Genomic DNA, 15,072 nt, shown 5'->3' with positions numbered 1-15,072 from the left:
CTCCGGGGCTCAGATCCCCAGCACCCCGCGCAGGTCGGAGCGGATGGCGGCCAGGCGCTCACAGGCCGTGCGCCGGGCGACCTCCACCGGCTCGTCCACCGCCACCGGGACAATGACCTCGCAGTAGCACTTGAGCTTGGGCTCGGTGCCCGAGGGACGGACGATGACGCGGTCGTCGGCCGCGGTGAGCCACTCCAGGGCGTCAGTAGGGGGCAGGGTGCCGCCGTTGGAGTCACAGGCCCCGTCGAGCAGGTCCAGGCAGGACACCACCGGGGAGCCCGCCAGGGCGGCCGGGGACCCGCCGCCGCGCAGCCGGTCCATCATGGCCCGGATCTGGGCAGGGTCCTCGACCCGTACGGCCAGGGGGGCGGTGGCGTGCAGCCCGTGCATACGGGCCAGCTTGTCCAGCAGGTCGGTCACGCTGCGGCCCTGCTGCTTGAGGACGCTGGCCAGCACCGCCAGCCGCACGGCCGCGGAGATCCCGTCCTTGTCCCGCACGGCGTGGGGGTCCACGCAGTAGCCCAGGGCCTCCTCGTAGCCGAAGACGAGGCCCGGGACCCGCGAGATCCACTTGAAGCCGGTGAGGGTCTGACGGTAGTCCAGGCCGTGGGCCTGGGCGATACGCCGCAGGAGGCGGGAGGAGACCACCGAGGACGCCAGCACCCCCGACCCGGTGAAGGCAGCCAGTTCCGCGGCCTGCTCCCCCAGCAGGGCCCCGACCTCGTCACCGGTGAGCTGGCGCCACCCCCCGGTGGCGTGCCCGTCCGGCACGGCGGCCGCACAGCGGTCGGCGTCGGGGTCGTTGGCAATGACCAGGTCCGCCCCCACCGTGCGGGCCAGGTCCAGGGCCAGGTCCATGGCCCCGGGCTCCTCCGGGTTGGGGAAGGCCAGGGTCGGGAAGTCGGGGTCGGGCAGCTCCTGCTCGGCCACCGGGACGACGTCGGTGAACCCGGCCCGGGCCAGGGCCTGGCGGCACACCTGGCCGCCCACGCCGTGCATAGAGGTCAGGACGATGGTGAGGGGGGCGCACGCCCCCATGCGCCCGGCGCGTGAGGCGCGCTCCACGTACTCCTGGCGGATCCGCCCGGGCACGCTCTGCCAGCCCCCTCGCGGCATGGGGACGGTGCTCACGTCCCCGACGGCGTTGATCCGCTGGGAGATCCACTCGTCGTAGGGCGGCACGACCTGGGCGCCCTGGCCGGGGCCGCTGACCACGCGCCCGCCCAGGTAGACCTTGTAGCCGTTGTCCTGGGGCGGGTTGTGGGAGGCGGTGACCATGACCCCGGCGTCGGCCTTGAGACGGCGTACCGCGAAGGCGAGCACCGGGGTGGGACAGTGCCCGTCGAAGAGGAGGGCCCGCCCGCCCGCGCCGGTGACCACCGCGGCGGTGTCACGGGCGAACTGGGCCGAGTTGTGCCGCGCGTCGTAGCCGACGACCACCGTGAAGCCCTCCCCCAGGGTCTGGCGGAGGTAGGCGCACAACCCGGCGGCCGCCCGGATGACGGTGACCCGGTTCATGCGGTGCGGCCCGGCTCCGAGGCGCCCGCGCAGCCCGGCGGTGCCAAAGCGCAGGGAGCCGCTGAAGGCCTCCTCCAGGGCGGCCGTGGCCTGGGGCTCCCCGGCCTCGTGGCGGGTCAGGAGACCGGCGAGCTCGGCACAGGTGACCTGGTCGGGATCCTGGGCCATCCATGCGCGCGCGGCACGGGAGAGCTCGGCGGCCTGAGCCGTCAGGACGAGGGCTGGGGTCATACGGGCACGGTACCCGGCCCCAAACCCGGTATTCAGGTGTCGTGACGGCCATCATGGGTGGTTCAGGACACAGGTGTACCGGGGTGTCCCGGGTTCGCGCAGGTGCCTGAAACAGCCCTCTCAGGCACCTAGGACCTTAGACCCTTTGTCATGGTGCGCAGGTGCTGGTCCGTCCCCGCTCCCGGGCGGGCCCCCACCGGTCAGGCGGAGGACCCGTCCCCGCCCTCGGACCGTTACCCTGACCGCATGAGCGCCACCGACACCGCCGCACCCGTCCGCCTGCCGGACCTGGCCAGCCCCCCGGCCGACATCGCCCAGGCGCTGGTGGACGTCCCCAGCGTCTCGGGCTCGGAGGGGCCGCTGGCGGACGCCGTCGAGGCCGCCCTGAGGGACCTGGACCACCTGGAGGTGCTGCGTCACGGCAACACGGTGGTGGCCCGCACCCACCTGGGACGCCCTCAGCGCGTGGTGGTGGCCGGGCACCTGGACACCGTGCCCGTCTCGCTGCGGAGCCGCAACGTGCCCGGGCGGCGCGAGGAGCGTGACGGCCAGGAGGTTGTCTGGGGGCGCGGCAGCGTGGACATGAAGGGCGGGGTGGCCGTGGCCCTCCACCTGGCGGCCACTCTGACCCACCCGGGCAAGGACGTCACCTGGGTCCTGTACGACAACGAGGAGGTCGCCGCCCACCTCAACGGCCTGGGACGGGTCCTGGCGACCCACCCCGACTGGCTGGCGGGGGACCTGGCGGTGCTGGGGGAGCCCACGGCGTCCCGGATCGAGGGCGGCTGCAACGGGACCCTGCGCCTGGTCCTGGACGTGCGCGGGGTGACGGCGCACTCGGCCCGGGCCTGGCGGGGGGTCAACGCCGTCCACGCGGCGGCCCCCCTCATCCAGCGCGTCGCCACCGCCCCGGTCCACGAGGTGGAGGTGGAGGGGCTGGTCTTCCGGGAGTCCTTCTCCGTGGTCGGCATCCAGGGCGGTACCGCCGCGAACTCCGTGCCCGACGCCTGCCGCCTGACGGTGAACTACCGCTTCGCCCCGGACCTGACGGCCCTGGAGGCGCTGGAGCGGGCGCTACTGGTCCTGGCCGGGCACGACCCCGGGCCCCGGCCCGGCCGCCTGCCGGGCGGACGCCCGACGGCGCCCGCGGCCCAGGCGCTCCCGGGGCGGACGGGCACGATGCCGGGCACGGTGGAGGTCTCCAGCCCCGCGGCCCGCGCCGTCCTGGACGCCGCCCCGCCCCTGGTGGTAGGCGCCGCCCCGGTGGAGGTGGCCCTGGACGACCTGTGCGAGGGCGCCCGGCCGGGCCTGTCCTGCCCGTCGGCCAGGGAGCTGGTGGGCCTGGTGCGCGACCGCGGCGGCACCGTCGGCCCCAAGTACGGGTGGACCGACGTGGCCCGCTTCTCCGCCATCGGCGTCCCCGCCCTCAACCTGGGCCCGGGCGACCCCATGCTCTGCCACACCGACGACGAGCACTGCCCGGTGCACCAGATCCAGGACGTGGCCGAGATCCTGCGCAGCTGGCTGTCCTGAGCCCCGGAAGGCGGCGGGACACGCCCCGGGGGACACGCCCCGGTGAGGGACCTGACGCGAGCGGGTTTGGGGGCCGCCTGAGGCTGTGACACGATGGGGTGACCGACGCCTCGGCGCCGGAGCCCTGCGCGCCCGCGCACACCTGAGGACGGAGCAGCAATCGTGAGCACGAACGACGACAGCACCCCCGACGAGCCCGACGACGTCGCCCCCACCGACGGCGCCCCCGACCGCGGTTCCTCCACCCCCTCCCAGTCCGACAGCCGGGAGGACCGCGTCCGCTCCGGCTACGTGGGCCAGGGCGGCTCCTCCCGCACCCCCGGTGACCGGGACGCCTCCGGGGACGCCCCGGGGAGCCCGTCGGGGCGGGACGGCGGGCAGGACCCGCACCGACGCCCCGGCCCGGGCGGGGCGGGCCGCGCCCGCCCCGTGCGCGGGCGCACCAGCACCCCGGGCAGGCCCGCACCGGGCCAGGGGCGCGGCGGCGGGCAGGGGGCGGGAACGGCCCGGGACCGCTCCCGCCGTCCCGGTCCCCTGGTCATGACCCTGTCCATCCTGCTGGGGGTGGCCCTCCTCATCGGGGTGCTCTCCCAGACCTGGACCGAGGTCCTGTGGTTCAGCCAGCTGGGCTTCGCCCGCACCGTGTGGACCCGGTGGGGTACCTGTATCGCGCTGTTCCTGGGCGGGTTCCTGATTATGTCGGCGTCCGTCATGGTCGGCATGGTGCGCGCCTACACCACCCGGGAGGTCTTCGCCCCCACCGACGAGGCCTCACGCAACCTGGAGTCCTACCGCGCCACCATCGAGCCCGCACGCAGGCTCCTGACCTGGGGCATCCCCATTGCCCTGGGCCTGATCGGGGGCGCCGGGGACCTGACCCCGCACTGGCGGGAGGTCCTCCTGGCGCTCAACGCCCAGAGCTTCGGGACCGCGGACCCCCAGTTCGGGCTGGACGTCTCCTTCTACGTCTTCATCCTGCCGGCCCTGAGCCTGCTGAACGGCTTCCTCATGCGCGTGGTGATCTTCGCCGGGGTGGCCTCGGTGGTGGTGCACTACCTCTACGGCGGCATCTCGGTGACCCGCAACCCGCACTTCACCCGGGCCGCGCGCCGTCACCTCACCATTGTCCTGGCCCTGTTCTGCCTGCTCACGGCCCTGCGCTACTGGCTGCAGCGCTACGAGTCGCTGTACGCCTCGGACAGCAGCAAGTTCGACGGCGCCTCCTACACCGACGTCAACGCCTCCATCCCCGCCTACGCGATCCTGGCGGCCATCTCCGTGGCCATCGCCGTCATGTTCCTGGCGGCCCTGCGCACCAGCTCCTGGCGCCTGCCGGTGACCGGCGTGGTGGTCATGGTGGTCTCCACCCTCCTGGTGGGGGCCGCCTACCCGGTCGTCGTCCAGAAGTTCGTGGTGGAGCCCAACGCCCAGCGCGAGGAGGCCGCCTACATCGACCGCAATATCAGGGCCACCCGCACCGCCTACGGGCTCGACGACATCCAGGAGACCAGCTACTCGGCCACCACCACCGCCCAGGCGGGCCAGCTCAAGGCGGACGCCGAGTCCACCACCTCCATCCGCCTGCTGGACCCCAACCTGGTCTCCCCCACCTTCCGGCAGCTCCAGCAGAACAAGCAGTACTACTCCTTCGCCCCCACCCTGAACGTGGACCGCTACCAGGTGGACGGCAAGGGCCGTGACACCGTTATCGCGGTGCGCGAGCTCAACCTGGACGGCATCGGCGACAACCGGAGCTGGGTCAACGAGCACACCGTGTACACCCACGGCTACGGCGTCGTGACCGCCTACGGCAACACGGTGGCCTCCGGGGGCTACCCCTCCTTCTGGGAGGGCGGCATCCCCTCCACCGGCGACCTGGGCTCCTACGAGCCCCGCATCTACTTCGGTAAGTCCTCCCCCAGCTACTCCATCGTGGGCGGGGACGACGGCGGCACCCCCCGCGAGCTGGACTACCCCGACGACTCGGCGGACTCCGACCAGGTCAACACCACCTTCACCGGCAACGGCGGCCCCGACGTGGGCAACCCCTTCAACCGCCTCCTGTACGCCGTGAAGTTCCGGGAGATGAACATCCTGTTCTCCCAGGAGGTCCGTGACGGCTCCCAGATCCTCTACGACCGCGACCCCGCCCACCGCGTGGCCAAGGTGGCCCCCTGGCTGACCCTGGACGGCAACCCCTACCCCGCCGTCGTGGACGACGACGACGACCCCGCCACCCCCAAGCGGGTGAAGTGGATCCTGGACGGCTACACCACCTCCAACAGCTACCCCTACTCCCAGCACCAGTCCCTGGAGGACTCCGCCTCCGACGCCACCCACGCCGCGGGACTCCTGGGCGCCCCCAAGAAGTCCAACTACGTGCGCAACTCGGTCAAGGCGGTGGTGGACGCCTACGACGGCTCGGTGACCCTCTACCAGTGGGACGACCAGGACCCGGTCCTCAAGGCCTGGGAGTCGGTCTTCCCGGGGGCGGTCACCCCCATGAGCCAGATGAGCGCCGACCTCATGGCGCACATGCGCTACCCCGAGGACCTGTTCAAGGTCCAGCGCACCGTCCTGGCCAAGTACCACGTCACCGACCCGGCGGAGTTCTACTCCGAGAGCGACTTCTGGAAGGTCCCCGACGACCCCGCCAAGGACGGCAACAGCCCGCAGGCCCCCTACTACCTGACCCTGAAGATGCCCGACCAGCAGGTAGCCGCCTTCTCCCTGTCCAGCGTCTACATTATCGGCGGCAACACCGACCGCAACGTGCTCACCGGCTTCCTGGCGGTGGACTCCGAGACCTCCCCGGGCACCGGCGTACCCGGGCAGCGCAACCCCGACTACGGCCGGCTGCGCCTCCTGGAGCTGCCACGCTCCCTGTCCATCGCGGGCCCGGGACAGGTGCAGAACACCTTCAACTCCGACCCCACGGCCTCCCAGACCCTCAACCTGCTGAGCCAGCAGGGCTCACAGGTGATCAAGGGCAACCTGCTGACCCTGCCGGTGGGCGGGGGGCTGCTCTACGTCCAGCCGGTGTACGTCCAGTCCTCCACGGGCACGCAGTACCCGCTGCTGCGCAAGGTCCTGGTCTCCTTCGGTGACAAGGTGGGCTTCGCCGACACCCTGCGCGAGGCCCTGGACCAGGTCTTCGGGGGCGACTCGGGGGCCACCACCGGCGAGCAGGTGGTCGACGGCGACGCGGGCGCCGCCAACGGCACCTCCACCACCCCCCAGGACCCCGGGGCCACCCCGGCCAGCCCGACGCCGGGGGTCACCGCCGCCCCGACGTCCCAGCCCAGCGCCTCGACCAGCCCGACGTCGGGCACCGGCGACCCCCAGACGGATCTGAACACCGCCCTGGCTGACGCCAAGTCCGCCATGACCGACGCCGACACGGCCATGAAGGCCGGTGACTGGGCGGCCTACGGCAACGCCCAGAAGCGTCTCACCGACGCCATTAACCGGGCCGTTGACGCCCAGAGCCGCATGGGCTAGGAAGGACCCCGCCGTGAGGGCGTGCCACCTTATGTGGCACGCCCTCACCCTCCTGCCCGCTGCGCGAGCGCCCGTACCCGGCCGCGGCCATGATTGAGACCATGAACCGACGGAAGTCCTACCGCAAGGGCCCCGTGCTGCTGCGCGGCACCCAGATCCCCTCCCAGACCACCGACGAGGGCCTCCTGTCCCCTCACGACGGCACCGACTGGCTCCACGCGGACCCGTGGCGCGTCATGCGTATCCAGGCCGAGTTCGTCGCGGGCTTTGACGCCCTGGCCGAGCTGGGGCCCACCATCAGCGTCTTCGGATCGGCCCGCACCCAGCCCCAGGAGCCCGCCTACGCCCTGGCCGAGCAGATCGGGGCCGGCCTGGCCCGCGCGGGGTACGCGGTCATGACCGGGGGCGGCCCGGGGATGATGGAGGCCGCCAACAAGGGCGCCCACCAGGCCGGGGGCGTGGCCGTGGGCCTGGGGATCGAGCTCCCCCAGGAGCAGGGCATGAACGACTACGTGGACCTGGGCGTGAGCTTCCGCTACTTCTTCGCCCGTAAGACCATGTTCATCAAGTACTCCGACGGGTTCGTGGTCATGCCCGGCGGGTTCGGCACCCTGGACGAGCTCTTCGAGGCGGTCACCCTGGTCCAGACCCGCAAGGTCTCCTCCTTCCCGGTGGTCCTCGTGGGCCGCCGGTTCTGGTCGGGGCTGGTGGACTGGCTGCGTACCCACCTGGTGGAGGCGGGCACCATTAGCGCCCAGGACGTCGACCTGCTGCAGGTCGTGGACGACGCGCAGGAGGCCGTCCGGGCCGTGGTGACCGGGGCCCAGCACGTACACGCCTCCATGACCGGAAGGGGGTGAGCGCGGGGAGAACCGGGGCCGGGAGCGGCACGGCCGCGAACCACCCCTTAAGAGCGTGGAATGTACCACTGTCTCCCTGTGAAAACACACCGTATGGCGTAGAATATCTGCGGTCACGCGGTGAGGATCCGCGCCCATGCTAGGAAAGGGGAGCACATGGCCGCCATGAAGCCCAGGACAGGTGACGGGCCTCTTGAGGTCGTCAAGGAAGGACGCTCCATTATTATGCGGGTCCCGCTTGAGGGAGGTGGCCGGCTCGTCGTGGAGATCACCCCTGACGAGATCAAGGAGCTGAGCGCGGCCCTCGCCACCGTCAAGGTCTGATCCGTCCAGGGCTCGGCGCGCTTCCCACGCCGTCGCGGACGGGGGCCAGGCCCTGGCTCCCGTCCGTGCCGCACGCCCGCGTCGCACGACACCCCCCAGGCGTGCCGGGACTGCCCGCAGGCAGGTCTCAGGCACAATGTCGTGCATGTCTGAGACCTGCCCCTCCGGTATCCCCCACGTACGCTCCACCCGTACCGTCGCGCTGGCCCGTACCGTCCAGGAGCTGGAGGAGCACCAGTCCCACCGGGGGTGGGACGCGCCGGTGGCGGTCTTCGCCCTGGTCCGCACGGCCGACGCCCTGGAGGTCGACCCCGAGCTCGCCACCCTCCTGGACCCCGAGGCCCTGGAGCAGGCCCGCACCGACCCCGAGGCGCTGACCGCGATCGAGCAGGAGGGCCTGCCCGCGGCGGCGGGCCTGGAGGACCTGCTGTCCCAGCTCGCCTGGCCCGAGGGCGTGGACGGGGTGGCCGTGGCGGTGGAGCGGGTCATGCTCCCGCCCCGGGCCTCCCAGGACGCCGCCGCGATCACCGACGAGGCCGAGCGCGCGGCCTACCTGGCGGACCGCGCCGACAAGGACGACGTCCGCATTGTCGTCGGCGTGCTGCGGGGCGGGGAGACGTGGTGCGCACTGCGGACCCGCTCCCACGACTCCCCCGACGCCGTCGCCCAGGGGCCCCGGCTGGTACCGGGGCTGTCCACGGCCCTGGCCGCGACCCTGGTCTGAGGCGGCCGGCCCGCGGCTGGTGGAGCCCGCCAGGGGTGCCTGCGGGCGGCAGTGGCGAGCCTCCCCGGGGCCCGTGTCCCTTAGTCCCCCAGGCCCTCGGGCCGGTTCTCGTCGGCGTCCTTGGCGCCCTCGGCGTAGCCCAGCGTCCCGTCCAGGAGGGAGGCCAGGTCCGCGTCCACCTCGGAGTCCAGGTCCTGGGCGGCCCGGCGCATGGTGATAAAGCTCGTGGGGTCGGCCAGCTCCGCGGCCGTGGGCATGACGTCAGGGTGCTGCCAGAAGGCGTCACGCTCGGCGTCACCCACCTCCTGCCCCAGGTGGTGCCACAGGGCCGCCGCCTCACGTGCCAGGCGCGGCCGGAAGGTCAGGCCAATGAGCCGGGAGAAGACCTGCTCGGCCGGGCCTCCCTGGGCCCGACGGCGTCGGACCATCTCCGCCAGGGCCACCGCGTGGGGCAGGTGCGGGGCGGTGGCCCGTGCCGTGACCACCTCGACCCACCCCTCCACCAGGGCCAGCAGGGTCTCCAGACGCTCCAGGGCCTCCTTCTGGGCGTCGGTCTCCTGGGGGGCGAACATGCCCCCGGCCAGCGCCTCCCGCAGGGCCTCGGGGTCGGAGGGGTCGACCTGGGCGACGGCGGACTCCACGGCGGCGTTGTCAATGGTGATCTCGCGGGCGTAGGCCTCCACCGCGCCCAGGAGCTGGCCACGCAGCCAGGGGACCTGGGAGTAGAGGCGGGCCGCCGCCGCCTCGCGCACCGCCAGGAAGACGCGCACCTCCTCCTCGTCGGCCTCCAGCCCCTGGGCGAAGGCGCTGACGTTGGCGGGCACCAGGGCGGTCCCGGGCTCACGGGTCAGCGGCAGCCCCACGTCCGTGGAGGCCAGGGCCTCCCCGGCCAGCTCGCCAATGGCGTGGCCGAGCTGGAGGCCGAAGGCCGTGCCCGCCATGGAGCGCATAATGGAGCCCAGCGCCCCGAGCTGCTTGGCCTCGGCGCCCATGTCGGCGGGCAGGTCACGCATCTGGTGCTCCAGGGCCCCGGCCAGGGCGGCGGTGGCGGCGGCGGCCACGGGGGCGCACACGTCCTTCCACACCGGCAGGGTGCGCTCCACCCAGTCCCCGCGGCTCCAGGCCTCGCGCCTGCCGGGGGCCGGCATGAGGTCGGTGGCCGTGTCGAGCCAGAGGTCAGCCACCTGCAGGGCGCGGGTGGTGGCCTCGGCCTGGGCCGCGGTGACGGTGGGGTCGCCCTTGGAGCGGGCCTCGGTCAGGGCCAGGTCCCCTCCCATGGACCAGTTGACCGGCTCCCCGGCGGAGGAGGCGAACATCTGGGTGAGCTGGGAACGCACCGCCATGATCTGGCCCGGGCTGAGGCTGGTCAGGTCGCTGATGCCGCTGACCTGGGCGAGGGTCTGGGGGTCTACGCCGGAGGCGCGCAGGGCGTCGACGGCGTCACCTGCGGTCTGCGGGCCGAACAGGGAGGCCAGCAGCTCCTCCAGCTGGTCGAAGGGGTCCTCGCTCATGGGCTTCCTCTCAGGTGTGGCGCAGGGCCGGGACCTGCCTGCTGCGCGGTAAGACCTCATCGTGACACGGTTTGCTGGGGGTACGCTGTCAGGATGCCGACGGCGAACACCGGGCGGGCCGGTGCCTCGGTGCTCCCCCTCCTCGTGTCCTCCCAGGTGGGTGCCGCATGATGGGACGGTGAGCACCACGGAGCACCCAGCCGACACCTGCCCTCCCCCCGGCCCGCAGCCCCCCTCGCCCCTGCCGGCGCAGGAGACGGGTCAAGACGGGACCGCCCCCCGGAGCCGACGGCGTCGGGGGCCGGTCATTGCGGTCGCACTCATTGCGGTGACCCTCCTGGTGGTAGCCAGCGTCACCATCCCGGTCAACGTGGTCATTGAGGCCCCCGGCCCGACCTGGAACGTCCTGGCCGCCGGCGGTGAGGGCTCCGCCGACGTCCTGACCGTCTCCGGCGCACCGACCTACCAGGCCGACGGCGCCCTGCGCATGACCACGGTCTCGGTCAGCGGCTGCCCCGGCTACCCCGTCCACCTCGTGGACCTGGTGGGCGCGTGGCTCGACGACGAGGAGGAGATCCTGGACCGGGAGTCGGTCTGCCCCTCCAACCTCAGCCAGGAGCAGGTGGACCAGGCCAACCAGGCCCAGATGACCGGCTCCCAGGACGCCGCGGTGGTCGCCGCCCTCATGGAGACGGGCCTGGCCACGACCATGACGCTGACGATCTCGGGGGTGGCCCAGGAGCAGGCCGACAGCGGGCTCAAGGCCGGTGACGTGCTGGTCTCGGTCACGCCGTCGGGCGCGGCGACCACCACCATCACCACCTACACCGACCTGCGTACGCTCATGTCCTCCCTGGCCCCGGGCACGGAGGTCACCCTGGGGCTGCGCCGGGACGGGGCTGAGACCACCGCTACCGTGACCACCCTGGCGCCGCCGCAGGGCTCGGACCGCCAGGGCTCGCTCCTGGGCGTCTACCTGTCCGCCAGGGCGGACTCCGGGGTGGAGGTCAGCTTCGGGCTGGCGGACGTGGGCGGCCCGAGCGCCGGCATGATGTTCGCCCTGGGGATCGTGGACGAGGTCACCCCCGGCTCCCTGACCGGGGGGCAGGACGTGGCGGGCACCGGCACCATCGCGATCGACGGCACGGTGGGGCCGATCGGCGGGATCGCCCAGAAGATGGCCGGCGCCCGGCGGGCGGGCTCGCGCTACTTCCTGGCCCCGGCCGCCAACTGCCCGGAGGTGGTCGGGCACGTCCCCGCGGGCCTGGAGGTGGTCTCGGTGTCCACCCTCCACGAGGCGGTCACCGCCCTGAAAGGGATTGCCAGCGGTAGCACGAGCGACCTGCCTACCTGCGAGTCCCAGTAGGCGGGACACGGCACAGGCCAGTAGAGCAGGGCATGACACGTCTGCGAGCCGACCTTCAGACATCCTGCCGACACGGCTGAAAACCCAGCAGAATCTCCTCATGTGTGACACCCTTGATACAAGGTAAAACTGTCAAGCATGATCGAGAGGGTGTAGACAATGCACTATCGTGGTGGTGCGCCCGTGTTGTGGCGTAGTCCGGACACCATCCAGGTCGGCTCCTCACGAGGTACCGTGGTCTGCGGCCTGAGCGCCCGGGAGCAGCGTTTCCTCAGCTCCCTGCCGGAGTTCATCAGCCCCGAGAGCGTGCGCGCCGACGCCCGGGCCGCGGGGCTGACCACCGCCCAGGCCCGCAGCGTCCTGGGGCGCCTGCGACAGGTCGGGGCGCTGGTCCCCGGCCACCTGCCCACCGCCCAGGACGAGGTCTACTGGGAGCGCGTCGCGGACCTGCCCCAGGAGCGGACCCGGGCGCTGCGCCGCGGCGTCGTGGCCCTGGTGGGCAACGGCGGCCTGACCGGGCCCATTGCCCGCCTCCTGGCCCGCTGCGCGGTGGGCACCGTCCTCCTGAGGGACCCTACCGCCCAGGACCTGGTCAAGGAGCTGGAGGACCTGGGGGTCAGGACGACGACGCCGCGGCGCCTGCCCGACCTGGTCCTGACCGTGGAGGGGCAGGTCATTGACCCGTTGCGGGCCCGTCGGCTCAGCCAGCTGGCGCACCTGCCCGTGACCTGCGGCGAGACCGCCGTGCGGGTAGGGCCGCTCCTGGGGCCGCAGGCCAGCCTGTGCGTGACCTGCCTGGGTCTGTGGGAGCGCGAGGCCGATCCCGACTGGCCCAACCTGGCCACCCAGCTGCGGACGCTGCCCGCCCCCGTCATGGAGTCCCTCCTGAGCCAGCAGGCGGCGGCGCTGGCGGTGCGGGCGGCCACTGACGCCCTGACCGGCCGGGGACCCATCTGGCTGGGGCGCAGCGTGGAGCTCAGCGCCCTGGACCCGGTGGGGCTGGAGCGCCTGTGGGACCCGCACCCCGAGTGCGTGTGCAGCCAGGTCACCGAGGCCCCGCCCTCCGAGGCCCCCGACCCGGCGCCCGCGCAGCCGGGGGACCAGGAGGCCGAGGCCCCAGGCACGGCGCCCGGCACCGCCAGCGCACCGCCCGACGCCCCCGGCACGGTATCCGATGCCCCCGACGCGGTGCCCCCGACGGGGCCAGCTCTCAGTCCTGGGCCGGATGCTCCCGGAGCACCTTCAGCACAGCCGGGCCGTACTCCTGGAGCTTGACCGCGCCGACGCCCTTGACCGCGGCCAGGTGGGGCAGCGTCGTGGGCCGCATAATCGCGATCAGGCGCAGGGTGGAGTCGGAGAAGACGGTGAAGGCGGGCCTGGACCGCTCCTTGGCCACGCCTGCCCGCCAGGCCCGCAGCTCCTCGAACAAGGCCACGGTGGCCGGGTCGTTCTCGGCCTCGAAGTCCACGGCGGCCTGCCTGGCACGGCCCCTGGAGCCCGCCCCGGCGGTACCACGACCACGGGACCTGCTGGCGGGCGCGGGCCAGATGCCGTCCAGGAAGCGGGAGGGCTGGCGGGAGGCCCGCCCACCCGGGGTGCGGGCCCGGGCGTAGGAGATGACCAGGTGCTGGCGGGCGCGGGTGACGCCCACGTAGAGCAGGCGGCGCTCCTCCTCGACGGCGTCGGCCCCCTCGGCCAGGGATATGGGCAGCAGCCCCTCGCAGGCCCCTACCAGCAGGACGGCGTCCCACTCCAGGCCCTTGGAGGCGTGCAGGGAGGCCAGGGTGACACCCGCCACCGTGGGGGCGTTCTGAGCGGAGGCCCGCTCAGTGAGCTCAGTCACCAGGGCGTCCAGGTCGGAGCCCCGGCGCTCGGCCATCTGGTCAGCGAGCTCGACAATGGCGGCCAGGGACTCCCAGCGCTCACGCACGGCCCCCTGGGCGGCGGGCGGCTCGGCGTGCCAGCCCTCCCGGGCCAGGAAGGTGCGCACGTCGTCCCCCAGGTCCCCGGTCAGGGTGGCCCGCTCGGTGCGGGCCGCGGCCCGGAGCACCACCATGGCGCGCTTGACCTCCTCGCGCTCAAAGAAGCGCTCGCCCCCGCGTACCAGGTAGCCGATCCCGGCACGGGACAGGGCCTGCTCAATGGCCTCGGACTGGGAGTTGGTGCGGTACAGGACGGCGATCTCGCTCAGTGGCACGCCGCTGGAGCGCAGTCGCCGCACCTGGGCCACCACGCCCTGGGCCTCGGCGACGTCGTCGTCATAGGCCTGGTAGCGCACGGCGGGCCCGGCGGGACGCTGGGCCACGAGCTCGACGGCGCCGGCGGGCAGACGCAGCACCCCGCCCCGGCGTGAGCGCGCCAGGACCTGGTTGGCCAGGGAGACCACCTGGGGGGTGGAGCGGTAGTCGCGGCTCAGGCGTACCGTGCGGGCGCCGGCGTAGCGGGAGGCGAAGCCGGTGAGGAAGTCGGGGGTGGCCCCGGTGAAGGAGTAGATGGTCTGGGAGACGTCCCCCACCACGCACAGCTGGCGCCGCCGTCCCAGCCACAGGTCCAGCAGCCGCTGCTGGAGGGGGGAGACGTCCTGGTACTCGTCGACCACGAAGTGCTTGTACTGGCCACGCACCTGGGCGGCGACGTCCTCGCGGTCCAACAGGATACCGACCGTCAGGAGCAGGACGTCCTCGAAGTCAATGACGCCGCGCTCGCTCTTGGCCTCCTCGTAGGCGACCAGGACCTGGGCCACGGCGGCGGGCTCCATCCCGGCCACCCCGGTGCGGCCCGCGGCTGCGGACACCTGGACGTAGTCCTCGGGCAGGGTCATGGTGACCTTGGCCCACTCGACCTCGGCGGCCAGGTCGCGAATGAGGGCCCGGTCGGTGGACACGCCCAGGCGGCGGGCGGCCGCGCCCACGAGGGGGGCCTTGTGGGACTGGATCTCGGGACGGCGACCCCCGATGGCGGTGGGCCAGAAGTAGGTGAGCTGGCGCAGGGCGGCGGAGTGGAAGGTGCGGGCCTGCACCCCGGGGACGCCCAGGTCGGCCAGGCGCGAGCGCATCTCACCGGCGGCCCGGGCGGTGAAGGTCACGGCCAGGACCTGGGTGGGCTGGTAGGCGCCCACGGCCACCCCGTAGGCGATCCGGTAGGTGATGGCCCGGGTCTTACCGGTCCCGGCACCGGCCAGGACGCACAGGGGGCCCTCCAGGTGCTCGGCGACCTGCCGCTGGTCGGAGTCGAGGGCCTCCAGGAGCGCCTGGGCGTCCCATCTGGCAGCCGGCGTGGCAAAAGACGGCGGCGCGGGTGACGGCGGGGCGGACGGCGCGGGTGACGGCGGGGCGGACCGCGGTGCTGGGGCGGGTGGCGGCGGTGAGGATGTCGGAGGCTGGCTCATTAGGTCCAAGGGTGCCACGCCTGCCCGCCCTCCCGCCCCCTGCAGGACCCTGACGCCCTTCTCGGCCGGTCCCCGGCACCCCGCCCCCTGGTACTCCGGCGCCTCTGGCGTCAGGG

10 protein-coding genes are annotated in these 15,072 nt (G+C 73.1%); 7 read left to right on the top strand and 3 right to left on the bottom strand.

The features are described from left to right. Window positions 1–9: 9 nt before the first annotated feature. Window positions 10–1,749, bottom strand: coding sequence for a phospho-sugar mutase (locus C3V41_RS12195; RefSeq protein WP_106110475.1), 1,740 nt, complete (start codon window positions 1,747–1,749; stop codon window positions 10–12). A 246-nt stretch (window positions 1,750–1,995) separates the two neighbouring features. On the opposite strand from C3V41_RS12195, the gene dapE reads away from it, so the two are divergent. The 5 genes from dapE (at window position 1,996) to C3V41_RS12170 (ending at window position 8,691) form a co-directional block, all read left to right on the top strand. Next, window positions 1,996–3,282, top strand: coding sequence for a succinyl-diaminopimelate desuccinylase (gene dapE / locus C3V41_RS12190; RefSeq protein ID WP_106110853.1), 1,287 nt, complete (start codon window positions 1,996–1,998; stop codon window positions 3,280–3,282). 162 nt (window positions 3,283–3,444) lie between these two features. Continuing rightward, window positions 3,445–6,783: a UPF0182 family protein gene (locus tag C3V41_RS12185; RefSeq protein ID WP_441299708.1), complete on the top strand. Its 3,339-nt coding sequence runs from the start codon at window positions 3,445–3,447 to the stop codon at window positions 6,781–6,783. A gap of 101 nt (window positions 6,784–6,884) precedes the next feature. After that, window positions 6,885–7,643, top strand: a complete 759-nt coding sequence (locus C3V41_RS12180; protein WP_106110474.1) for a TIGR00730 family Rossman fold protein — start codon at window positions 6,885–6,887, stop codon at window positions 7,641–7,643. A 156-nt stretch (window positions 7,644–7,799) separates the two neighbouring features. Beyond that, complete coding sequence (locus C3V41_RS12175) at window positions 7,800–7,967, top strand: DUF3117 domain-containing protein (RefSeq protein WP_106110473.1); 168 nt, start codon at window positions 7,800–7,802, stop codon at window positions 7,965–7,967. Between the two features lie 145 nt (window positions 7,968–8,112). Next, complete coding sequence (locus C3V41_RS12170) at window positions 8,113–8,691, top strand: PPA1309 family protein (RefSeq protein ID WP_106110472.1); 579 nt, start codon at window positions 8,113–8,115, stop codon at window positions 8,689–8,691. 80 nt (window positions 8,692–8,771) lie between these two features. Here the strand turns inward: C3V41_RS12170 and C3V41_RS12165 are convergent, their stop codons facing one another. Then, window positions 8,772–10,202, bottom strand: a complete 1,431-nt coding sequence (locus C3V41_RS12165; protein ID WP_106110471.1) for a zinc-dependent metalloprotease — start codon at window positions 10,200–10,202, stop codon at window positions 8,772–8,774. A gap of 178 nt (window positions 10,203–10,380) precedes the next feature. On the opposite strand from C3V41_RS12165, the gene C3V41_RS12160 reads away from it, so the two are divergent. Both C3V41_RS12160 and C3V41_RS12155 read left to right on the top strand, forming a co-directional pair. Further along, entirely contained in the window at window positions 10,381–11,568 is a 1,188-nt protein-coding gene (locus tag C3V41_RS12160; protein ID WP_246742011.1) for a YlbL family protein, read from the top strand. 183 nt (window positions 11,569–11,751) lie between these two features. After that, window positions 11,752–12,843 carry a thiamine biosynthesis protein ThiF gene (locus tag C3V41_RS12155; RefSeq protein WP_174714780.1) on the top strand — a complete coding sequence of 364 codons (1,092 nt, stop codon included), beginning with the start codon at window positions 11,752–11,754 and terminating at the stop codon, window positions 12,841–12,843. On the opposite strand, the gene C3V41_RS12150 is transcribed toward C3V41_RS12155, so the two are convergent. Further along, complete coding sequence (locus tag C3V41_RS12150) at window positions 12,779–14,956, bottom strand: ATP-dependent helicase (protein WP_106110469.1); 2,178 nt, start codon at window positions 14,954–14,956, stop codon at window positions 12,779–12,781. The genes C3V41_RS12155 and C3V41_RS12150 overlap by 65 nt on opposite strands. Window positions 14,957–15,072 lie beyond the last annotated feature (116 nt).

The sequence above is a fragment of the Actinomyces sp. oral taxon 897 genome, from assembly GCF_002999235.1.
Lineage (GTDB): Bacteria > Actinomycetota > Actinomycetes > Actinomycetales > Actinomycetaceae > Actinomyces.
The sequence above is the reverse complement of the archived record's forward strand: the minus strand, read 5'-3'. Positions and strand labels throughout refer to the sequence as shown.